At 72.7% G+C, this 21,428-nt stretch carries 23 protein-coding genes; 7 read left to right on the forward strand and 16 right to left on the reverse strand.

Going from position 1 to position 21,428, the window contains the following annotated elements:
• Positions 1-335: 335 nt before the first annotated feature.
• From AC3CF1_RS17645 to AC3CF1_RS17665, 5 genes are all read right to left on the reverse strand, one after another.
• On the reverse strand, positions 336-1,592 hold the full coding sequence (locus tag AC3CF1_RS17645; protein WP_354981804.1) for an outer membrane protein assembly factor BamB family protein: 1,257 nt from the start codon (positions 1,590-1,592) through the stop codon (positions 336-338).
• Positions 1,593-1,693: 101 nt separating this feature from the next.
• Positions 1,694-2,176, reverse strand: coding sequence for an SRPBCC family protein (locus AC3CF1_RS17650; RefSeq protein ID WP_088950493.1), 483 nt, complete (start codon positions 2,174-2,176; stop codon positions 1,694-1,696).
• A gap of 143 nt (positions 2,177-2,319) precedes the next feature.
• Entirely contained in the window at positions 2,320-2,529 is a 210-nt protein-coding gene (locus AC3CF1_RS17655) for a DUF397 domain-containing protein (protein ID WP_088950494.1), read from the reverse strand.
• A gap of 174 nt (positions 2,530-2,703) precedes the next feature.
• On the reverse strand, positions 2,704-3,900 hold the full coding sequence (gene fahA, locus AC3CF1_RS17660; protein ID WP_328849026.1) for a fumarylacetoacetase: 1,197 nt from the start codon (positions 3,898-3,900) through the stop codon (positions 2,704-2,706).
• Complete coding sequence (locus AC3CF1_RS17665; protein WP_488450870.1) at positions 3,897-4,766, reverse strand: hypothetical protein; 870 nt, start codon at positions 4,764-4,766, stop codon at positions 3,897-3,899. The genes fahA and AC3CF1_RS17665 overlap by 4 nt, the downstream gene beginning before the upstream one ends.
• A gap of 94 nt (positions 4,767-4,860) precedes the next feature.
• On the opposite strand from AC3CF1_RS17665, the gene AC3CF1_RS17670 reads away from it, so the two are divergent.
• Positions 4,861-6,027 carry a homogentisate 1,2-dioxygenase gene (locus AC3CF1_RS17670; RefSeq protein WP_354981806.1) on the forward strand — a complete coding sequence of 389 codons (1,167 nt, stop codon included), beginning with the start codon at positions 4,861-4,863 and terminating at the stop codon, positions 6,025-6,027.
• Here the strand turns inward: AC3CF1_RS17670 and AC3CF1_RS17675 are convergent.
• The 4 genes from AC3CF1_RS17675 to AC3CF1_RS17690 are packed head-to-tail and all read right to left on the reverse strand — an operon-like array spanning position 6,024 to position 8,799.
• Positions 6,024-7,052 carry a tetratricopeptide repeat protein gene (locus AC3CF1_RS17675; protein WP_328381166.1) on the reverse strand — a complete coding sequence of 343 codons (1,029 nt, stop codon included), beginning with the start codon at positions 7,050-7,052 and terminating at the stop codon, positions 6,024-6,026. The two genes, AC3CF1_RS17670 and AC3CF1_RS17675, sit on opposite strands and share 4 nt — an antisense overlap.
• Positions 7,053-7,062: 10 nt before the next feature.
• Entirely contained in the window at positions 7,063-7,548 is a 486-nt protein-coding gene (gene ispF / locus AC3CF1_RS17680) for a 2-C-methyl-D-erythritol 2,4-cyclodiphosphate synthase (RefSeq protein ID WP_328384122.1), read from the reverse strand.
• A gap of 13 nt (positions 7,549-7,561) precedes the next feature.
• On the reverse strand, positions 7,562-8,257 hold the full coding sequence (gene ispD, locus AC3CF1_RS17685) for a 2-C-methyl-D-erythritol 4-phosphate cytidylyltransferase (RefSeq protein ID WP_327647230.1): 696 nt from the start codon (positions 8,255-8,257) through the stop codon (positions 7,562-7,564).
• A 56-nt stretch (positions 8,258-8,313) separates the two neighbouring features.
• Positions 8,314-8,799, reverse strand: coding sequence for a CarD family transcriptional regulator (locus tag AC3CF1_RS17690; RefSeq protein WP_088950500.1), 486 nt, complete (start codon positions 8,797-8,799; stop codon positions 8,314-8,316).
• Positions 8,800-9,127: 328 nt separating this feature from the next.
• Here AC3CF1_RS17690 and AC3CF1_RS17695 point away from each other — a divergent pair, with 328 nt between their 5' ends.
• The gene (locus tag AC3CF1_RS17695; RefSeq protein ID WP_210791268.1) at positions 9,128-9,814 is read left to right on the forward strand and encodes a hypothetical protein; all 687 of its coding nucleotides are present in this window, start codon (positions 9,128-9,130) and stop codon (positions 9,812-9,814) included.
• Between the two features lie 189 nt (positions 9,815-10,003).
• Here the strand turns inward: AC3CF1_RS17695 and AC3CF1_RS17700 are convergent, their stop codons facing one another.
• The 4 genes from AC3CF1_RS17700 to AC3CF1_RS17715 all read right to left on the reverse strand — a co-directional run bounded on the left by AC3CF1_RS17700 (position 10,004) and on the right by AC3CF1_RS17715 (position 13,806).
• Positions 10,004-10,648, reverse strand: a complete 645-nt coding sequence (locus AC3CF1_RS17700; protein ID WP_355163095.1) for a hypothetical protein — start codon at positions 10,646-10,648, stop codon at positions 10,004-10,006.
• 31 nt (positions 10,649-10,679) lie between these two features.
• Positions 10,680-11,729, reverse strand: a complete 1,050-nt coding sequence (locus AC3CF1_RS17705) for a type III polyketide synthase (protein ID WP_210791279.1) — start codon at positions 11,727-11,729, stop codon at positions 10,680-10,682.
• Between the two features lie 94 nt (positions 11,730-11,823).
• The gene (locus tag AC3CF1_RS17710) at positions 11,824-12,990 is read right to left on the reverse strand and encodes an acyl-CoA dehydrogenase family protein (RefSeq protein ID WP_488450871.1); all 1,167 of its coding nucleotides are present in this window, start codon (positions 12,988-12,990) and stop codon (positions 11,824-11,826) included.
• A gap of 42 nt (positions 12,991-13,032) precedes the next feature.
• Positions 13,033-13,806, reverse strand: a complete 774-nt coding sequence (locus AC3CF1_RS17715) for a class I SAM-dependent methyltransferase (protein ID WP_354981809.1) — start codon at positions 13,804-13,806, stop codon at positions 13,033-13,035.
• A 46-nt stretch (positions 13,807-13,852) separates the two neighbouring features.
• On the opposite strand from AC3CF1_RS17715, the gene AC3CF1_RS17720 reads away from it, so the two are divergent.
• The 4 genes from AC3CF1_RS17720 (at position 13,853) to disA (ending at position 18,470) form a co-directional block, all read left to right on the forward strand.
• Positions 13,853-14,692 (forward strand): UbiA family prenyltransferase, encoded by an 840-nt coding sequence (locus AC3CF1_RS17720; protein WP_088950505.1) that lies wholly within the window; start codon positions 13,853-13,855, stop codon positions 14,690-14,692.
• Positions 14,693-14,832: 140 nt separating this feature from the next.
• Positions 14,833-15,612 (forward strand): hypothetical protein, encoded by a 780-nt coding sequence (locus AC3CF1_RS17725; protein WP_488450872.1) that lies wholly within the window; start codon positions 14,833-14,835, stop codon positions 15,610-15,612.
• Positions 15,613-15,696: 84 nt separating this feature from the next.
• Entirely contained in the window at positions 15,697-17,154 is a 1,458-nt protein-coding gene (gene radA / locus AC3CF1_RS17730) for a DNA repair protein RadA (RefSeq protein WP_088950507.1), read from the forward strand.
• Between the two features lie 131 nt (positions 17,155-17,285).
• Positions 17,286-18,470 (forward strand): DNA integrity scanning diadenylate cyclase DisA, encoded by a 1,185-nt coding sequence (gene disA / locus AC3CF1_RS17735; RefSeq protein WP_354981811.1) that lies wholly within the window; start codon positions 17,286-17,288, stop codon positions 18,468-18,470.
• 7 nt (positions 18,471-18,477) lie between these two features.
• On the opposite strand, the gene AC3CF1_RS17740 is transcribed toward disA, so the two are convergent.
• The 3 genes from AC3CF1_RS17740 to AC3CF1_RS17750 form a co-directional block, all read right to left on the reverse strand.
• Positions 18,478-19,191: a hypothetical protein gene (locus AC3CF1_RS17740; protein WP_210791295.1), complete on the reverse strand. Its 714-nt coding sequence runs from the start codon at positions 19,189-19,191 to the stop codon at positions 18,478-18,480.
• A gap of 118 nt (positions 19,192-19,309) precedes the next feature.
• Positions 19,310-19,894, reverse strand: coding sequence for a peptide deformylase (locus AC3CF1_RS17745; RefSeq protein ID WP_099849097.1), 585 nt, complete (start codon positions 19,892-19,894; stop codon positions 19,310-19,312).
• On the reverse strand, positions 19,891-20,403 hold the full coding sequence (locus AC3CF1_RS17750; RefSeq protein ID WP_088950510.1) for a glycine cleavage system transcriptional repressor: 513 nt from the start codon (positions 20,401-20,403) through the stop codon (positions 19,891-19,893). Before AC3CF1_RS17750 ends, AC3CF1_RS17745 begins: the two co-directional genes overlap by 4 nt.
• Before the next feature lie 96 nt (positions 20,404-20,499).
• Between AC3CF1_RS17750 and AC3CF1_RS17755 the strand changes: the two genes are divergently transcribed.
• The gene (locus AC3CF1_RS17755) at positions 20,500-21,411 is read left to right on the forward strand and encodes an HhH-GPD family protein (RefSeq protein WP_141911555.1); all 912 of its coding nucleotides are present in this window, start codon (positions 20,500-20,502) and stop codon (positions 21,409-21,411) included.
• Positions 21,412-21,428 lie beyond the last annotated feature (17 nt).

A 21,428-nucleotide genomic window follows, 5' to 3' on the forward strand; every position in this document is an offset into this window, starting at 1 on the left:
GGGCGTGGGTTGAGGAGGGTCGGGCGTGGGAGTGGGTGGAGGCTGGGTCGGTGTCGGTGTCGCCGGCAGGATCTCGAAGGTGACGCCGGTGTCCGCCGACTGGCTCGGCCCGGACGGCGCTGATCCCGCGCGCCGACGCGGGGTCGGCGCTCAGCACCGGCGGGACCGCCAGCACGAGGCTCGCGGTTGCGGCGAGCGCGCCGCCCGCGAGGTAGCTGGCTGCTGTCCGACCCATGCGCCGACCCCTTTCCCGGAAACCTGAACCATGAAAAACCTACCCTTTCTGGACAAAGGGTATGGGCTGGTCGAGGGTTCAGGTGCCGAAGACGCCACGATCAGGTGGCAGCCAGGATCACCGCTTCGCCGGTGTAGTAGTAGCGCTGGTCGTCACCGTCCGGGTCGACCGGCTTGCGGAGTCGTTCGACAGCGACGTAACCGTCCGCCGCCGCCACCGCCCCGGGGGCCCAGCCGGTCCCGTCCGAGCCGACGTTGAGCAGGAAGCGGGACAACTGCGTACCCGTCGCCGGATCCAGCGTCACCAGGTCGTTCGCCTCGGTCAGCAGGTGCACCCGGCCAGGCTGCGCGGCCAGCACCCGGGCCGCACCCAGGCCCTCGGACCGCCACAGCTCCGTGCCGGTGGTCGCCGACCGGCCCACCGCGACCCCGTCGAGCACGACAACGGCCTGGTCACCGACCAGCACCGCGCCGGCCGGATCCAGCGCCGGGGCGGCGACCGGCACACCAGCACCGAGCAACCAACCCCGGCCGCCCTCGTCACCCGGACCGGAGGTCCGCAGGGCCAGGCAGTCCGACTGGCCGGTGCGGCAGCCGAGGGGAGTCACCACCAACTCGTCCGGGCCACCCGGCGGTCGCCAGCGCTCGCGCACCACGCCGGTCGCGGCGTCCCGGAACTCGATCGTGGCCGGTCCGGCGCAGGTGTCCAGGCCGATCAGCTGTCCCGAGGAGCTGGTGCCGACGTCGCTGCGGCACCTGCCCGGCAGGTCGACCCGCCACAGCTCCCGGCCGTCGCTCAACTCGACCCCGCGCGCCTGGGCGTCCCCGCTGACCAGCAGCACCGTCCGACCGCCCGGAAGGTCGGCGAGCTGGAGCCCGCGCGGGTCCCACACGGGGGCCGCCCAGGTACGTCGCACCACCGCCGTGCCTGCGGCCGGCTTCGGACCGTCGGCCTTCCAGAGCACCCCGCCGGTCCGCGCGTCGAGGGCGACGAGTTGGCCGTCGGACCAGCGGCTGACCACCGTGCTGCCGCTGGCGACGATCCCGGTCAGCTCGGCGGGCCAGCGCCGGTACGACCAGTACGGGCTGGTCCGGTACCGCCCGTCGACCGGCCGGTCGGCGTAGACCTGACGGTGTGCGGCGTACACCCGCAGTCGCCCGTCCACGATCAACGGGGCGACCGGCAACCGACCGATCACTCCGGCAGCCGGTCGGGCCGGGGGCGGGTAGTCACCCCGCGCCAGCGTGCTCACCTCCGCCGGTGCGAGCACCCGGTGGACGATGACCGCGACAGCTGCGATCGCGAGCAGCGCCGCGACCGCCATCACGAGCCGTCGTCGACCCCTCGGGAACCCCATGCCGCACCTCCGACCGGCACCCTACCCAGCGGAACCGGCCGCACCCCGCTCAGGTCACGGCGACGACGGTCGCGCGGAGGGCGGATCTGACGGGTCGGCGCTCAGGCGGCTTCGACCGAGCCGAGGACGCCGGCCGCGACGGTCAGGTCGGCGAGATCACGCCGCAACGCCACCTCGACCGCCCGCGCGGCGAGACCGCCGAGCAGCAGCGCCACCACCCGACCGTACGGGTCGGTCGGCGCCGCCTCCTGGCTGACGGTGATCGCCGTGCAACCCCGGCGGCGACGACGGACCGGACGCAGGCTCCAGGTGATGCGGTAATCCACGCCGGCGCCCGAGGAACAGAGCACCAGCCGATGGGGAGCGACTGCCTCCACCACCAGGAACTCCTCGCTCAGCGTGCCGCCGCCCGGCTGGGCGCGCTCCTCACGCCAGGCGGTGCCCGGGCCGAACGGCCCCGGGGTGAGGATCTCGATCGGGCCGGCGGCGGTCAGCCGGGCCGCACGGCCGGGCAGGTCGGTCAGCAGACGCCAGACATCGACAGCGTGCGCCTCGATGAACCCGGTAACCGCGACCGTCGACATGCCACCCTCCCGTGTCCCCGACGGTACGCGGCGTGAGGGCCGGACGGGGCCCCCGGGACGGAATTTCCACCACCCGGAGGCCACGCTGTCCGTTTGGACCGTTGCTCGGCACCGGACGTCGTCGACCGGTGCCGATGCTCCGGTCAGTGCTCGAATCGACCGGCCCGGATCGCTCCGATGAAGGCTGTCCACCCCGGCGGGCTGACCGCGAGCGTGGGGCCGGCCTGGTCCTTGGAGTCGCGGACCGCGACCAGACCGTGGACGTCAACCAGGTTGTCGGCGACCTCCACGCAGAGCCCCTGGTCGTTCGAACGGCTGCTGGTACGCCAGATCGCGCCCGTAAGATCGTGCATCGTCGTTACCTCCGTGTGCAATGGAAGCCCCACCGCTGAGAGCCGGGCGGAGCCCGGCCCGGATCGCGCGGCGAGGCAACGGGATCCGGACGATCAACGGGTCAACCGGGGCCGGTTATCGCACGGGCTGTGCGATGACCGGTCCCGTGCACGAGACGGATGGAATGCGACCGTTCAGTTGGCCGGACGAATGGTGCCGCTGACCTCGCCGAGGGCGATGGTGGTGCCGTCCGGGCCGGGCGCGGTGGCGGTGATGGTCACCGTGTCGCCGTCGGCGAGGAAGGTGCGGCTCTCGTCGCCCACCTTCACCGGCTCCGCCCCACCCCAGGTCAGTTCCAGGAACGAGCCGACCTGCGATCGGTCCGGGCCGGAGACGGTGCCCGAGGCGTACAGGTCGCCGGTGCGCAGTGACGCGCCGTTGACGGTGAGGTGCGCCAACTGCTGAGCCGGCGTCCAGTACATGGTGGCGAACGGCGGCTCGCTGACCTGCTCGCCGTTCCACTCGACCGCCAGTCGGAGGTCCAGGCCCAGGTGCGGCACGTCACGCAGGTAGTCGACCACCGGCGGGTCCTGGTCGGGGGCGGGCACGAACGCGTCGCCGAGCGCGTCCAGCGGCGTCACCCAGGCCGAGACCGAGGTGGCGAACGACTTGCCGAGGAACGGCCCGAGCGGCTGGTACTCCCAGGCCTGGATGTCCCGGGCCGACCAGTCGTTGACCAGCACCACCCCGAAGACGTGGTCGGCGAAGTCGTCGACCGATACCCGACGCCCCAACGGGCTGGGCACGCCCACCACGAAGCCGACCTCGGCCTCGATGTCGAGGCGTACGGACGGGCCCGTGACCGGGCCCTCGGCGGAGGCGCGCTGCCCGGTCGGTCGGATCACCGGCGTGCCGGAGACGACCACGGTGCCGGCCCGCCCGTGGTAGCCGATCGGCAGGTGCTTCCAGTTCGGCAGCAGCGGCGGCTGGCCGGGGCGGAAGATCTGCCCGACGTTCGACGCGTGGTGCTCGGACGAGTAGAAGTCGACGTAGTCGGCCACCTCGATCGGGAGCAGCATCTCCACGTCGTCGAGGGGCACCAGCAGCGGCTCCACCGCGGGTCGGTGCGCCGGGTCGGTCAGCAGCTCGGTGATGCGCTGCCGCACCGCCGTCCACTGCGGACGGCCCAGCGCCATGAACTCGTTGAGGGTGGGCCGGCACAGCGCACCGGCGGCCAGCACCAGGTCGGCTGCCTCCGCGGCGGCCAGGTCGAACACCCAGGACCCGATCCGTACGCCGATGCGCGGCTGACCCTCGTCGGACCGGAACACCCCGTACGGCAGGTTCGTCACCCCGTACGGCGATCCGTCAGCGCCGATCACCCAGGTCATGCGTCGTAGCCCCCGTTCACCAGCCCCAGCCGGATCAGATCGGTCAGTGGTTCCAGGATGCTGCACGAGCCGAAGCCCACCCACAGTGGGCGCGGTAGGTCTAGTCGTGTCGTCGCCCGCTCCACCAGTGGGCGCGGGTCGACCACGGTCAGCAACTCGGCGACCGCCTCCACACCGTCGCCCTCGGCGGCGGCCAGGGTGGCGGCCAGCACGTTGGCGTAGCCGTGGTGGGTGAACCCGGTCTCCGAATCCAGGTGCCGGACCGCCTGGTGCAGCCCGGCGGTGAGCTTGAAGGGCAGGCCCCGGTCGCGGCAGGCGCAGATCACGGCGGCCAGCTCGGCTGGCGTGGGAAAGAGTTCGGCGGCCAGGCCACCGGTGCGGAACTTGGCCGCGACGGGCACCCCGTCGTTCCGGGCCGCGGCGAGTGCGTCCAGCGCGCCCATCAGCCCGAAGGTCAGCGGCAGCTCGGCGTAGACGGCCTCGACGTCCGGCAGCGCACCGGTCAGGCGCAGCAGCTCGGCGATGCCGGGCAGCGGGTCCTCGCCGCGCTTGGCGACAGCCACCTCGACCTGGCGGGTGGTGACGCCGTCCGGGGCGAGAAACGAGAGCGCGTACGGCAGGTTCCCGATCCCGGTGTCACCGATCAGCCCGATCACCAGGCCCTCACCCGGGTCGACCAGGCCAGTCAGCCCGCCCGCCGAGACTGTCGAGGCGGGGATCAGCAGCGGGCCGACCAGGTCGGCGTACCAGGCTGCGCGGTGCCGGCGGTGGGCGGTCAGCGCGTCGGGCAGCGTGGCGCTGCCCGGGGGGAAGACGGCGGCGTCGTCCACCAGGCCTTCGAGGAGTGCGGGCACCTGCGTTGACACGGAACAAGAATGTACGGGACGCTACGAGGAACGGACAACAGCGTCCGATTATCGGACGCGGTTGATCGGTGAACGGAACATATCGGGAGGCGAGATGCCGTATTACCGCAGCGTCGGCGATGTGCCGCGCAAGCGCCACACCCAGTTCCGCCAGCCCGACGGCACCCTCTACGCCGAGGAGCTGATGGGCCAGGAGGGCTTCTCCTCCGACTCGTCCCTGCTCTACCACCGGCACGCGCCCACCGCGATCCTGGCCGCCGACGAGTTCGCCCCGCCCGCCTTCACCAGGGCACCGAACCTGCCGCTCAAGCCCCGCCACCTGCGCACCCACAAACTGGACACCGGCGGCTCCGACCCCGTCCTCGGCCGGCAGTACCTGCTCGCCAACGACGACGTACGGATCGGCTACGTGCTCGCCGACCGGCCCTCACCGCTGTTCCGCGACGCCACCGGTGACCACTGCCTCTACGTGGAGTCGGGCACCCTGCGGGTCGAGTCCCCGTTCGGGGTGCTGGACGCCGTGGCCGGTGACTACGTCATCATCCCCACCTCGACCATCCACCGGCTGGTGCCCACCGGTGACCAGCCCGTCCGCCTGCTCACCGTCGAGGCGTCCGGGCACATCGGCCCGCCCAAGCGCTACCTCTCCGTCCGCGGCCAGTTCCTGGAGCACTCGCCGTACTGCGAGCGCGACGTCCGCGGCCCCGACTCGCCGCTGCTCGTCGATGGTGAGGAGGTCGAGGTGCTGGTCCGCCACCGCCGTGGTTGGACCCGCTACGTCTACGCGAACCACCCGTTCGACGTGGTCGGCTGGGATGGGCACCTCTACCCGTGGGCGTTCTCCATCCACGACTTCGAGCCGATCACCGGGCGCATCCACCAGCCCCCGCCGGTGCACCAGACCTTCCAGGGCCCCAACTTCGTCATCTGCTCGTTCGTGCCCCGCAAGGTCGACTACCACCCGGACGCGATCCCGGTGCCGTACAACCACCACAACGTCGACTCTGACGAGATGCTCTTCTACACGGGCGGCAACTACGAGGCCCGGCGCGGTTCCGGCATCGAGCAGGGCTCCATCTCCCTACACCCGTCCGGGTTCACCCACGGCCCCCAGCCGGGTGCCGCCGAGCGTTCCATCGGTGCGGACTACTTCGACGAGCTGGCCGTCATGGTCGACACGTTCCGCCCCCTGGATCTCTGCGACGCCGCCACCGGCTGCGAGGACGAGGGATACGCCTGGACCTGGGCGCGGCGCGGCTAGCGGATCGCGGTACGGGTGAATACGGCGAACTCGGCGATCGCCGTGGCGGCGATGGCCAGCACCAGCGGCCATGGCGAGCCGATCACCGCGTACACCAGCAGCAGCACCGGCGCGGCGGCCGCGGCGTAGACCGCCAGGGCCATCGCGCGGTCCGAGCGCAGCATGGCGGGCAGGACGGTCCGGGCCAGCCCGGGCAACCGGGCGGCGAGCTGCCAGACGACGATCCCGCCGGTGAGCGCGGCGAGCACCGCCAGCATGCGGGAGAATCCGTCGCTCGCCGACGCCGCGACCGCGACCAGCACCGCCGCCACCAGCGACCACCCTGCCCCGTAGAGCACCAGGCGGTGCAGGCCGGACGCGAGGGTTCGCGGCGAGTCGACTCGGCTCGGGCTGATCGACACCGCGTCCGCCACGTGCGCCAACGCCTCCGACCAGCGGCGCTGCTCCAGACGCATGACACCGACCTCGTGCCCGGCCTCGGCGAGGCGCGGGTCGAGCCGCAACGCCTCCCGGTAGGCCCGCTCGGCCAGGTCGAACAGGTCCAGCCGGGCGGCGACCAGGCTGAGCACCAGATGGGCCTGCGGCTCCTCCGGGGCAAGCTCGACCCCGCGCCAGGCCGAGTTCAGCGCCGGCTGGCCGTTGCGGGCACCGGCCAGGATCGCCGCCGCGCTGCGCTGGGCGTACGCGTCGGCCGGGCCGAGGGCGAGGATCCGGTCTGCGGTGGCAGCCGACTCGGCGTAGCGCTCCAGATCGGCCAGGGCCATGCCCCGGGCGACCAGCGGCGGGAGGGCCTCCGGTGCGGCGGCCACGGCCGTGTCCGCGGCGGTGAGCGCCTCGGCCGGACGGTCGGCGGCCAGGTGCACCCTGGCCAGCATGGTGAGGGCATCCACGTCGTCCGGCTGGAGGGCCAGCCCGTAGGTCAGTTCGCCGGCCGCCTCGTCGTGGCGGCCGAGCTCGGCGAGGAGTTGGGCGCGCTGGACGTAGCCGTCGGCGGCGGACTGGTCGGGAGCGGGGTCGCTGGACATCGCGGCGAGCTTAGGCGGCCGGCGCGTCGTACACCAGAGCCACCGCGATGCCGGTGAGCCCTTCCTCGCGGCCGGTGAAACCGAGCCCGTCGGTGGTCGCGGCGGACAGCGTGACCGGGGCGCCGACGGCGGAGGAGAGCACCTCCTGCGCCTCCGCACGACGCTTGCCGATCTTGGGGCGGTTGCCGATGACCTGCACGGACACGTTGCCGATCTCCAGGCCGGCGGCCCGCACCCGGCGGGCCGTTTCGGTCAGCAGCGCCACACCGGACGCGCCGGCCCACTCCGGTTGACCCACCCCGAAGACGGCGCCGAGATCACCGAGGCCGGCGGCGGAGAGCAGCGCGTTGCAGGCGGCGTGCGCGACCACGTCGGCGTCCGAGTGCCCGGCGAGACCGTCCTGGTCGGGCCAGAGCAGCCCGGCCACCCAGCAGGGCCGGCCCGGCTCGAACGCGTGCACGTCGATGCCGATGGCCACCCGGGGAACGATCATGATCAGAGCGTACGCGTCAACCGCCGGCGGCAAGCAGATGCTCTGCCAGAGCCAGGTCGAACGGTCGGGTGATTTTCACTGCGTACTCCGAGCCCGGCACGCAGGTCACCGTCACGCCCTGCTTCTCGACGAGACCGGCGTCGTCGGTGAGGGAGTCACCGGCTGCGGCGTGCGCGGCGCTGAGCACCGCCCGGCGGAAACCCTGCGGGGTCTGCACCGCACGCAGGGCGGAACGGTCGACGGTGCCGAGCACCACCTCGCCGGCGCCGACCTCCTTGATCGTGTCGACGACCGGCAGGACCGGGATCACCGCGTCACGCCCGCCACGGACTGCCGCGGCGACGGATTCGACCAGCTCGGGCGGCGTGAGCGCGCGGGCGGCGTCGTGCACCAGGATGATCGTCGGGCCAGCGGGCACCGCGGCCAGCGCGGCGGCCACCGACGCCTGTCGCTCCGCGCCGCCGGCCACCACGATCACCGGCGCGACCGGGGCCAGCAGCTCACGGACGGCCGCCACCTCGGCGACCGGCGCGGCCACCACGATCGTGTGCACCGACGGTGCGGCGGCCAGCCGTCGCACGGCGTGCACGAGGAGCGGCTCGCCGCCGAGCAGGCGCAGCGCCTTGGGTCGGCCGGGGCCGAGACGTACGCCCGCACCCGCCGCAGGCACGAGGACCGCGACGTCACCGCGCGGATTGAGCTGCGCGGTCACGTCACGGTCCTCGGTGGTTGCTTTGCTACGAAGTGGGTACGACGATGCTGTGCGGACTAGGCCTCGGTGAGGACCTTGTCGAGCAGCGTCTCCGCCTCGTCCTTGGTGCTCTTCTCAGCCAGCGCGACCTCACCGACGAGAATGTCGCGGGCCTTGGCCAGCATCCGCTTCTCACCAGCGGAAAGGCCCCGCTCCCGCTCCCGGCGCCACAGGTCGCGAACGACCTCGGCGACCTTCAGCGGGTTGCCGGAGGCCAGCTTTTCCAGGTTGGCCTTGTAACGCCGCGACCAGTTGGTCGGCTCCTCGGTGTGCGGAGCCCGGAGAACGTCGAAGACCTTGCCCAGGCCTTCTTCGCCGACCACCTCGCGCACACCCACGATCTCGGCATTCTCGGCGGGCACCCGGACCGTCAGGTCACCCTGCGCGACCCTCAGGACGAGGTATTTCTTAGGCTCGCCCTTGATGATCCGAGTCTCGATTGCCTCGATGAGTGCGGCCCCGTGGTGGGGGTAAACAACGGTCTCGCCGACACTGAAAACCATAGGTTCGAAACCCCTTTCGCTGTGTCTAGGGTAACACGGTCAGGCACTGATGTCTCTCCGATGTCCTGACCATTGGCGCAGCTCAGGGGCCCTGTGAGAGGTCTTGCTTCAGCTTGACAGGCGGTCAAACCAATGGTTCGAACACGCTCCGTAACGAACGAATGACTGCCCGGTACGGGTGAACGGAACGTCGAGATCAAGGGCTACGCGCTCCTCCCATGGTAGCCCGGCCAGCGGGACTGCGCCCAGGTGTAGCGGGAGGAGCCCCTGGTGCGCGACCCTGGAGACCGAGCCGCACTCCGCTCTCGAGACGCTTCCAGGAGGTCCGATGGGCAAGCCGGACGCAGAGGGCCACGGGCCGACCGACGGCCTGCCCGGCCTGCCGCCCGAGTGGGGCCGTGTCGTGGTTCCCGACGACGCCTCCGCGCTCGCCGCCGAGGCCGCCCAGATCCGCCGTGAGCTCCGTAGGGCCACCGGCCTGCCCCGCAGCCGCGCTCTGGGCCTACCGCTGCTGGTCCTGCTGGTGGCCGTCCTCACCACGCTGACCGGCCTGGTCGCGGTCACCTGGCCACGCGCCAGCCGCAGCGACCGGCCGACCCCGGCGCCCTACTCGCCACCCGCGACCCTCGCCGGGCGGGCACTGCCCGCACTGGACCTGGTCGACGCGGGCCAGGCGCCGGTGCCACTGCGCGGCCTGCTGCCCGCCATGATCATCCTGCTGGACGGCTGCCCCTGCCCGGACCGCGTCGCCGACGCCCTGACAGCTGCGCCCGCCGGGGTCTCCGTGGTGACCGTCAGCGGCGGCCGGACGGCGCCAGCTCCACCGACCAACCGGCCGCAGGTCCGGGCGCTGGCCGACCCAGCCGGAGGGCTGCGCTCGTTCCTGGGCCAACCGGCCCGCCCCGGCGTCGCCACCGCCCTGCTGGTCGACCGCGCCGGCACGGTGACCCTGGTGCTGCCCGACCTGGGGCCGGTAGACACCTACCGAGGTGAGCTGACCGCCCTCGGCGCCTGAGCGCGGCTCACCGCCTGAGCGGCCTGGTCGCGGCTCGGCGCCTGAGCGGCCTGGTCGCGGCTCGGCGCCTGAGCGGCCTGGTCGCGGCTCGGCGCCTGGGCGGCCTGGTCGCGGCTCGGCGCCTGAGCGGCCTGGTCGCGGCTCAGCACATGAGGGCCGGCGCGACGCGTCCGGACGCAGCCTGGCGGCCTAGCCGGGCAGGAGGACGAGCTGCGCCTGCACGTCGATCTCCCGCTCACCCGTCGCCGACAGCGACACCCGGAACGGCCTGCCGTGCGCCAGCACCTCGGCGCTGGCGACCGTGCCGTCGCAGTCGATCTGGGACGGCCCGGCAAGCCCTGCCCCGGAGACGCTCACCAGCATGGCGCCCGGCCTGGTGCACCGGTATTGCAGGAGGTGACGCCCACTGTCGCCCGGTGCCTGCCGGACCACGCTCTGCCCCGGAGCGAGTGCCGCCCGCTCCCGCCACACGGTGTCGCGGAACGAGGGCAGATCGCCCTCGAAGAAGAACCCAGCGAGATTACCGTCGATGTCGACGATCTTGCCGGTCTCCGGGTCGATCTCCGTCCGTACGCCGTCCGGAATGCTGACGACCTCACCGCTCTCGTCCACCCGCATCGTCAGCCGTTCACCGGGCACCCCGGTGACCAGGGCGCGTTCCAGCGCCGTGCTCACACTCGGCCCGGTGGACGGCGCGGTCTTCGAAGGAGCAGCCGACCTGGCCGTCGAGGCGGGCGCGGCGGCCTGCCACCACCAGCCACCAACGGCCAGCACGGCCACCGCGGCACCCACCAGGACGGCCGAGTGCAGTCGGTCGTCCGCCGTCGTATCCATCCAGCGAGCGTACCGGCCGGAGGATGAGGTATCAGTCCTGTCGATCGAGCAGAGCGGCGTACAGGGTGAGGCCGGGACCGAACGCCAACATGACGACACGTCGAGCCGCAGGAGTCGCACGGCCCAGCCGGTCCAGGATCAGCAGCACGGTCGGGGACGAGCAGTTGCCGTGCTCGTCGAGAGTCGCCCGGGACGCCGCCAGACCCTGCGGCGGCAACGCCAACTCACGCTCCACCACGTTGAGGATCCGCGGCCCGCCCGGATGCACCGCCCAGCCGTCCACCTCGGAACTGGTGAGACCGTGCCGGGCCAGCAGATCGTCGACCAGCGCACGGACGTGCCTCGACAGCACCTGCGGCACCTTCGGTGACAGCCCCATCCGGAAACCGGCGTCGGTGACGTCCCACGTCATGTGGTCCGCTGTCGAGGTGTCGGTGACGGACGTGACCTCGCGCAACGCGTACCCCGGGCCGCTCGGCGTGACCACGGCGGCGACCGCCGCATCCGAGAAGAGCGCGTGGGAGACGATCTGCTGGGTGTCCACCCTGGCACTCGACGGTTGGATGTGCAGGCTGGTCAGCTCCGCGCAGAGCAGCAGCGCCGGTCGTCCTCGCGCGGTGACGAAGTCACTCGCCGCACCGAGGCCCGGCATCGCCGCGTAACAGCCCATGTGGCCGATGAACATCCGCTGGGTGTCCGCAGCCATGCCGAGGTCCCGGGCGAGCAGGATGTCCAGCCCCGGGGTGGCGTAGCCCGTGCACGAGCAGACGATGAACAGCCCGATGTCGCCGGCGTCCAACCCGGCTGCGGTCAACGCGCGGCCCACCGCCTCCTTGCCCAACGGCAGCGCCTCGACCTGATAGCGACGCATCCGGCGCTCGGTCGGCCAGTCCGACACGTCCTCCAACAGCGGGTTGACCGCAGCCTGACGCCGGGTCACCCCGGAGTGCGCGAAGATCCGCTGGGCCAACGACCTGGTGGTGCCGGTGAAGTGCCGGGAGAAGTAGCCCTCCCACAACTCGTCCTGCGAAGCGGACGGCGGCTGTGCAATCCCGAGCCCCGCGATCACTGGTACGGACACGATCCCCACCTCTCGTCAAATGCTGTCCTCCCCCTGGCCGTCCCACCAGCCGCCTCGGCTGGCCGATCTTGCGTGCGAGCCCCGCAGGGCCGGCTCACCAACGCGGTGCCGATCCGTCGCGGTCCGGGTCGCCGCCCAGGGCGGCGATGCCCAGCCAGTCGGCGCAGACATCCGAGGTGGCCGGGTGCAGCGAGCCGCAGCGGGCATCCCGGTAGAGCCGCTCCAACGGATGACCACGTCGGGTCGCCGAGGTGCCCGCCGCCTCCAACACCGACGCCGCCACCTCGGCGGCCGTGGTGCCGGCGAGCAGCTTCGCCCGCCACACCCAACGGTTGGTCTCCTCGTCGCCCGGCGCCTCGTCCACCCGACGGGCCGCCTCGGCGACCACCAGCTGGGCGGCCGCCGTGGCTGCGTCCGCCCGGCCCAGTCGGGCCCGCACCGCCGGCAGACCGGCCAGGTTGCGGGCGTTGAGGTGCTCGGCCGCCGCGTCGATCGCCGCCCGGGCCACCCCCACGTACACCGCCGCGTAGCTGGCCACCAGCCAGTGCGGCATCAGTTGGGCGACCACCAGCGCCAGCCCCTCCACACCGCCGAGCAGCCGGTCCGCCGGAACCGTCACGTCCAGGTGCAGGTCGTGTGAGGAGGTGGCGCGCATGCCAAGCGCATCCCAGGTCGGCTCCACTGTCAACCCGTCACCGGTCGGCACCAGGAACTGCGAGACCACCGACTGGTCGGCCGCGCTGCGCGCCGCCACCAGGTAACCGTCGGCATGCCCGGCGCCGGAGCAGAAGGTCTTGCTGCCCTTGAGATGCCAACCCTCGTCGGTCGTCTCGTACGCCGTGGTCAGCTGGGACAGCCGGGCACCGGCGCCACGCTCGCTCATCGCGACCGCGTACCAGGAGCCCTGAGCCGCAGCGGTGAGCAGCCGGTCCCGGGCGACCAGCGCCTCGTCCGGCACACCCAACGCCTCGGCCAACTCCTCGGTGACCGCGCCCAGGGCACCGGTCACCGAGGCGTGCATGTTGAACACCAGGGCCGTCGCGCCGTTGCCTCGGGCAAGCTCAGTGGCCACCGCGGCGTACTCGGCGAAGCTGGCCTCCATGCCGCCCAGTGCCCGGGGCACCATCAACCCGAAAAGGCCAGCCTCCCGCAGGTCACGGAAGTCCTCGACGGGGAAGGAACCGTCCCGGTCGTGGTCCGCCGCACGCGCGGCGAACCGCGGCGCCAACCGGCGGGCCGCCTCAAGCGCCTGCACCGTCATATCGTCTCCTCCTCGGCGTCCCATACCCCCGCCAGGCCCGGACTATCCTTTGCGGACCCCCCGGCCCTGATAGAGCACGGCGGTGGACCGGGTCGGCACGATGCGTGGCGCGCGGCCCGTGGACGTCGCACCGGACGTCCGGGACGCGCGGGCCCGGCGCAGCAACCAGGCAAGCATGCCCCCGACCTGCGGACGGATGCCTCGCAGCCGCAGGTCGACACCGTGCCGGGCACACTCGGCCACCAGTGCCCGGGCGTCCACGAACAACCGTGGATCGTGGATGCCGCGTGGCACGGTCGGCAGCCGCTCGGCGATCCGTACCGCGACGAGCCGGGCCAGCGCCGTGTCGTTCAGGGTGTCCAACACCAGCAGACCGCCCGGACGCAGCAGACGGCACGCCTCGGCCACCGCACGCGGCCAGGCCGGCACATGCTCCAGCAGCTCACCTGCGGAGACCACGTCGGCACAACCGCTCGGCAGCGGGACGGCGGTGACGTCGCCCTGGACCACGCGCACCCCGTGCTCGGCCGCCTGGACCAGCGCCGAGCGGGTCAGATCCACCCCGACGTGGCGGTAACCCTTGCCGGCCAGGTGCGGCGCGAGCAGACCGGCGCCGCAACCCAGATCGACCAGCAGCGCGCCCGGACGGGTGGCCGGCGGCACCAGCGCCGCGCGTGCCTCCGCCAGCCAGTGCAGCATCGCGAACGCGCCATCGGGCCGCCACCACTCACCGGCCAGGTCGTCGTACTGGCGCGGATCGTTACGCGGCAGCACCCGGGGGCCGGTGGACGCCGCGGACGCAGCCACGTCTCGCATGGCACCGAGCGTGGCACGACTGCTCGGTAACGACCAGACTTCCCTTATGTCGTCGAGGGTGTTAGGGCTGGTCAGAGCGAGCCATCCGGAACCGGCCGCAGCGGTGACCGCGGTTTCCGGCCTGCTGGCCTGGGGAGTGGGTCACCGGCCGACCGGAATCGTGTCCGTCGTGCTCGCCGTTCTGGCCAGCCAGCTCGCCGTCGGCTGGACCAACGACGCGCTGGACGCCGAGCGGGACGCCACTGTGGGGCGTACCGACAAACCGGTCGCCGCCGGCGCTGTCGGTCGGCGCACCACGGCCTGGGCCGCGGCGGTGGCCGCGGTGGCCTGTCCGTTGCTGGCGCTGACCACGAACCCCACCGCGGCGTTCTGGTTGACCGTCGCACTGGTCTCGGCGCTGCTCTACGACTGGCCGCTCAAGGCCACCGCGTTCTCGGTGCTGCCGTACGCCGTCTCGTTCGGCGCGCTGCCCGCCTTCGTGGTGCTGGCGCTGCCCGGGCAGCCGACCCCACCCGCCTGGCTGCTGGTCGCGGCGGCATGCCTGGGGGCCGGGGCGCACTTCGCCAACGTGCTGCCCGACCTGGCCGACGACGCACGGACCGGGGTGCGCGGCCTGCCGCACCGGCTGGGCGCCGCCGGCAGCCGGATCGCGGCGGCCGGCCTGCTCCTCGCGGCGACCGCGGCCCTGGTCCTCGGGCCACCCGGGCCGCCGTCGGCGATCGGGGTGGCGGCGGTCGTCACGGCCGCCGTGGTGCCACCGCTGAGCTGGTACGCCGGGCGCTCGGCGGTCCGGGCCGGCCGGCGGCCGGTGTCGGCCTTCCGGGCGGTGATGCTGGTGGCCCTCATCGACGTGGTCCTGCTGGTCGCGAGCGGTCGGGTGGTGTGAACGGCACCCGGGCAGGTGGCATTGCCGGGTCCGCGTGCGGGCCTCGATCAGTCCCAACTACCCTGGAGCGCGGTCTGCGCGGGTATGGCCACCGTGCCCGGCGTGCGGCCCGGGTGGGGATTGTGACGAGGAGGACCGACGTGACGCGCTCGATCAGGGGATCCCGGCGTGCGGCCCTGTTGCTGTCCGGAATTGCGACGGCCAGTCTGCTGACGTCCGGCTGCGGCACCGGACAGATCGCCGAGACCGCCACCAAGGAGGCGTCGGTCCAGGGCGTCAGCCTCACCACCAACAACGGTTCCTTCTCCGTGCGTGGCCTGCTCGTGGACTACCCGGGCACCGAGGGCTACAAGGCCGGCCAGGACGCTGGGCTCAGCGCCGTGATCTACAACGACTCGAAGGAGACGGTGACGGTCACCGTCACCACCGAGAGCGCCCGTGAGCTGGTGATCAGCGGCGGCTCGGCGAGCCCGTCGCCGTCCGCCTCGGAGTCCGCCTCCACGAGCCCGTCTCCCTCCGGCTCGGCCAGCCCGTCGACCTCCGGGTCCGGCTCGGCCAGCCCGTCGGCGACCCCGTCCGAGACCGGGTCGTCCTCGGCCACCCCGTCCGCCCCGGAGTCGGCGCGGGCGTCCGGTTCGGCCAGCCCTTCCGCTCCGGGCACGCCGGCCCGGATCGAGCTGGCCCCGCTGAGCTACGTGCAGTTCAACTCCGAGGCCACCACCCAGCTCCGGCTGGTCGGTCTGACCGAGGCGCTGCGCTCCGGGCAGAACGTCCTGGTGACCTTCGACTTCGGCAACGGCAACACGGTCACCGGCCAGGCGCCGATCGCGGTGCCGCTCACTCCGGCCGCACCCCCCTCGCCGATCATCGAGCGCGAGGGCGGCTACGAGGGCGACGAGGGTGGCACCACCCACCAGTGACCCGAGCCCACATCGACGAACACCCCGGCGTGGTGACCACCACGCCGGGGTGTTTTCGTCGTACGCGAGGGCTAGCGTCCTGATGTGACCACCTCCCGATCGACCCCTTCGCGCGGCGGCACCGCCGGCGCCGCCCGTGGCCGGTCCGCCGCCCGCGAGCCGCGTCCGGCCTACCAGTGCGACGCCTGCGGGCACCAGCCGCCCAAGTGGGTGGGGCGCTGCCCGGAGTGCGGCGAGTGGGGCGCGGTGGTCGAGAGCACGGTGACCGGCCCGACCGTCTCCGGTCGCGTGGTCAGCTCCCGGATGCCGACCGAGCCGGCCCGGCCGATCGCCACCATCAGCGCCGCTCCGGCCCGCGCCGTGCCCACCGGGGTGAGCGAGCTCGACCGGGTGCTCGGCGGCGGCCTGGTCCCCGGTGCCGTGGTGCTGCTCGCCGGCGAGCCCGGTGTCGGCAAGTCGACCCTCCTGCTCGATGTGGCGCAGCATTGGGCGGTCGGTGCCGGCAGCCCCTCACTGGTGGTCAGTGGCGAAGAGTCGGTCAGCCAGGTGCGCCTGCGCGCCGAACGGATGGGCACCCTGCACGAGCAGCTCTACCTCGCTGCGGAGAGCGACCTGGCGTCGGTGCTCGGTCACCTCGACGCGGTCAAGCCGGGCCTGTTGGTGCTCGACTCGGTGCAGACCATCTCGACCACCGGCACCGAGGGCGTGCCCGGTGGGGTGACCCAGGTGCGCGCGGTGACCGCCGCGCTGGTCTCGGTCGCCAAGGAGCGGGGCATCGCCACCGTGCTGGTCGGGCACGTCACCAAGGACGGCCAGGTGGCCGGGCCCCGGGTGCTGGAGCACCTGGTCGACGTCGTGCTGCACTTCGAGGGCGACAAGCACTCGTCGCTCCGCCTGGTGCGCGGCGTGAAGAACCGGTTCGGCGCGGCCGACGAGGTCGGCTGCTTCGAGATGCACGAGGGTGGCATCAGCAGCCTGGCCGACCCGTCCGGGCTGTTCCTGACCCGCTACGCGGAGCCGGTCCCGGGCACCTGTGTGACAGTGGCCATGGAGGGGCGGCGGGCCCTGGTCACCGAGGTCCAGGCCCTGATCGGCGCGACGGTCGCCGGCTCACCCCGACGCACCGTCTCCGGCCTCGACTCGGCGCGTCTGGCGATGGTGCTCGCGGTGCTGCAACGACGCACCGAGCGGCTGACCCTGCACGACCGGGAGGTCTTCGCCGCCACTGTGGGCGGGATCCGGGTGGTGGAGCCGGCCGCCGACCTGGCGGTCGCGTTGGCGGTCGCCTCCGGCGGGCTCAACCTCGCCATCGCGCCGCACCTGGTGGCGATCGGTGAGGTGGGGCTGACCGGCGAGGTGCGCCGGGTCGGGGCGGTGCCGCGTCGGCTGGCCGAAGCGGCCCGGCTGGGGTTCAAGGTGGCCCTGGTGCCGACCGGTTGCGGGCCGGCCAGCACCGGCGCCGGCCCCGAGCACATGCGGGTGACCGAGGTCACGGACGTCCGTTCGGCACTGCACCATGCGGCCCGCGCGTCCGCCGAGTGACGCACCGTGCCGACGGAGACGGCGATACCGGACAGCACGTCGCAAGCGGGAATCGGTTGGAAGGGCCGCATCGTGACACATCACAGTAACCACGACAGCACCCACCGCACGGCAGTCCGTAGACTGTGCCCGTGCCGATCGACCGCGAAACCACCAAGCCAGCCGGCGCGCCGCCCCAGGCCCGCACCGGCGCCGTGGGCTCGCCCGCCCGCCCGATCAGCGTGAGCGTGACCGCGGGAGCCGCCGGGAGCGCCGGGGACCCGTTGCGGGCCAACCTCGCCCTGATGGCTCCGGGCACCGCCCTGCGCGACGGTCTGGAGCGCATCCTGCGTGGCCGCACGGGCGCGCTCATCGTGCTCGGCTACGACAAGGTCGTCGAGGGCCTGTGCACCGGCGGTTTCCCGCTGGACGTGGAGTTCTCCGCGACGCGGGTCCGGGAGCTGTGCAAGATGGACGGCGCCGTCGTGCTCTCCAGCGACGGCACCAGGATCGTCCGGGCCGCCGTGCACCTGATGCCCGACCCGTCCATCCCCACCGAGGAGTCCGGCACCCGACACCGCACCGCCGAGCGGGTGGGCCGGCAGACCGGCTATCCGGTCATCTCGGTCAGCCAGTCCATGCGGATCATCAGCCTCTACGTCAACGGCCAACGGCACGTGCTCGACGACTCGGCCGCCATCCTCTCCCGGGCCAACCAGGCGCTCGCCACCCTGGAGCGCTACAAGCTCCGGCTGGACGAGGTCTCCGGCACGCTCTCCGCACTGGAGATCGAGGACCTGGTCACCGTACGGGACGCGGTGGCCGTGGTGCAGCGCCTGGAGATGGTTCGCCGGATCGCCGACGAGATCGCCGGCTATGTGGTCGAGCTGGGCACCGACGGCCGCCTGCTCGCCCTGCAACTCGATGAGCTGATGGCCGGCGTGGACGCCGACCGCACGCTGGTCATCCGGGACTACCTCCCGATCGGCCGCAAGTCGCGCACCCTGGACGAGGCACTCGTCGAGCTGGACCTGCTCGGCGCCACCGAGCTGATCGACCTGGTGGCGGTGGCCAAGGCGATCGGCTACCCGGCCGCCTCCGACGCGCTGGACGCCGCGGTCAGCCCTCGCGGCTTCCGGCTGCTGGCCAAGGTGCCCCGGCTGCCGGTCGCGGTGGTCGACCGCCTGGTCGTGCACTTCGGCAGCCTCCAGCGACTGCTGGGCGCGACAGTGGAGGACCTGCAGGCCGTCGAGGGCGTCGGCGACGCTCGGGCCCGAGGCGTCCGTGAGGGGCTGTCCCGGCTCGCCGAGGCATCCATCCTGGAACGGTACGTCTGACGCCCGCTCAGCCGGTGATGGTGAGCTTCACGGGTGAGCTGAGCTTCGTGCCCACCCGGGCGAACACCTGGTACGACCCGAGCGGCGGGAACGGTCCGCCGGCCAGCGCACCGTCGCACCGGCTGGTGTCCCGCCCGTTCCACGGCACCTGGTAGGCGCGCTCGAAGTTCGGCGTGAACGTCTGCACGTCCGAACCCTGGACCTTGCCGCAGGTGTCCGACGACCAGATCTTCTCCGCACCGGACTTGATGAAGATCTCCTGTAGGTCGGCGCCGACGTTCCGACTGCACGTGCGGTCCGACGTGTTCTTGATCTTGAGTTGCAGCTCGACCACCGCCCCACGCTGGACCGAGGTCGGGCTCGCCGACGAGACCACGCTGATCTCCGCGTCGGTGCAGGTGCCGTCGTCCTCCGAACCGGCCGCCGCGCCCAGCGGAGGTGTGTTGCTGGTGATCGCGGGGCTCGGACTCGTCACAGCCGGATCGGCGGACGCGGGCGGCGGCGGAGCCCCGGTCTCCGGGGTCAGCACCGGGCCCTCAGGAGCGGGAGTGCCGGCGGAGGTCGGCGTCGAAGTCGCCCCCGCTGTCGGCTTCTCGCCGGAACGACCCGACTGGGTGCACGAGTAGAGCAGGACAATCAGGAAAAGTAGCCCCGCTCCGAGTACGACGACGCGACGCCGCCAGTACACGGCGGGTGGCAGGGGGCCGACCGTCAGACGCATGATGCCTCCCACCGTAGCCGCGCTCCCCCGGCCAGTACGGCGCGACGCGCCGGGGCCGCCCGCGGGCACCCGATCCACTCTCCACTCAGGACAAAACTGCCGACCGTCCGGCGACCGATCAGAGGTAGACCTTGCGCTGGTAGACGGCGTGCGCACCGGCCACCCGATCCAGGAAGAGCAACCCCGCGCAGTGGTCAATCTCGTGCTGCAACGCCCGAGCCTCGAAGCCGTCGGTCACCAATCGGACCGGCTCACCGGTGCCCGGCAGGTCACCCTCCACCACCAGCCGGCTGGCCCGCTTCACATCCCCGGTCAGGTCCGGCACCGACATGCACCCCTCCCGGCCGGGCTTCCACCGCGTCGCCTCGACCACCCGGGCGTTGCAGAGCACGAAGGTGCCGTGCACCGTGACCGCCTTCGGGTGCCCGGTCACATCGACGGCGAAGACGCGCGCACCCACCCCGACCTGCGGCGCGGCCAGCCCGACGCAGCCCGGCGACACCCGCATCGTCGCCACCAGGTCGGCCGCGAGCTGGACGGTCTCCTTCGCGGTCGGATCGACCCCCTCGGCGGCCCGACTCAACACCGGATGGGGGGCCGACACAACCGGCCGCACCTCACCGGGCACGACCAGCGACTCGGGTGTCCAGTCGCCCAGACCGACGTACGCCTCGACGTCCGGCCCGTTCTCCTCGCCGCTCACAACAGATCCGGGTCCGCCGGCCGGAGGGTGACCTCAACGCCCAGCTCGGCAGCCGTCCGGTGCAACCGGTCGATCAGTGTGTCGGCCACACCAGCCGGCAACTCGACCTCGGCCAGCACCACGTAGAGCGACCCGGCCAACCGCGTACTCAGGTCGGTGACGTTTCCGCCGGCGTCGACCAGCACCCGGGTCATCGCCGCGACGATGCCCATCCGGTCCGAACCGTGCACCGCCATCACGTACGGCTCACCCGCCGCAGGCACCTCGCCGTCCGGCGTGACCGCGCGTACCGTCGCCAGCAGTTGCCCCTCGGCGGCCAGCGGCGCCAACGCGGCCTCGACCTCGGCGGAGGCCGGCCCGGTGCAGATCAGGGTCATCGCGAAATGCCCCCGCAGGCGCGTCATCGTGCTGTCGGTGAGGTTCGCACCCAGTCGGGCGAGGACCTCGGCGACGTCGGCCACGATGCCCGGCCGGTCCCGACCGATGACGGTGATCGCGAGCTCGTTCATCCGGGCATTCTCTCCGATCCGTCGGGCGCAGCCGTGGCACCCCGCCCGAGCCGCCCATCCAGCGGGATCGCCAGGCGTGACATCATCGACGGCGCCATGACTCAACCCGATTTCGCCACCCTGGTCAGCCGGTGGTTCCAGCAACACGCCCGTGACCTGCCGTGGCGTGCACCCGGGGTCACCCCCTGGGCCATCCTGGTCAGCGAGGTCATGCTCCAGCAGACCCCCGTGGTCCGGGTGGTGCCGGCCTGGCAGGCATGGCTGGCCCGCTGGCCGGACCCGGCGGCGCTGGCCGCGGACACCCCGGCCGAGGCGATCCGGATGTGGGGACGTCTCGGCTACCCCCGTCGGGCAGTGCGGCTGCGGGAGTGCGCGGTCGCGATCGTGGACCGGCACGGCGGCCAGGTGCCGGACCGACTGGAGCAACTGCTGGCACTGCCCGGGGTCGGCACCTACACGGCGCGGGCCGTGGCCACCTTCGCGTACGGGCAGCGGCACCCGGTGGTCGACACCAACGTGCGGCGGGTGGTCTGCCGGGCGGTGGCCGGCGAGCCGGACGCCGGACCGGTCACCCGGCCAGCCGACCTCGTCGCCACCGAAGAGCTGCTCCCGGTGGAACCGGCCGCCGCGGCACTCGCCAGCGCCGCGTTCATGGAACTGGGCGCGGTGATCTGCACAGCCCGGTCACCGCGCTGTACCGCCTGCCCGGTCGAGTCGGTCTGCGCCTGGCGGGCCTCCGGCCAGGAGGCGCCAGCAGGGCCGACCCGGCGACCCCAGCGGTACGCGGGCACCGACCGACAGGTACGCGGCCTCCTGCTCGGGGTGCTCCGGGAGACCACCGGGCCGGTCCCACACCAGCGCTTGGATCAGGTCTGGACCGATGACGTCCAACGTGCCCGAGCCCTGGCCGGCCTGGTGCAGGACGGGCTGGTCGAAGCGGCCGGAGCCGACAGCTTCCGCCTCGTCGGCGACGGCCCGTCCCACCCGACAGCCGACCTGACCACCTGACCCACCCCGCCCTGCCC

It is taken from the genome of Micromonospora sp. MGP-C2 (assembly GCF_057766525.1).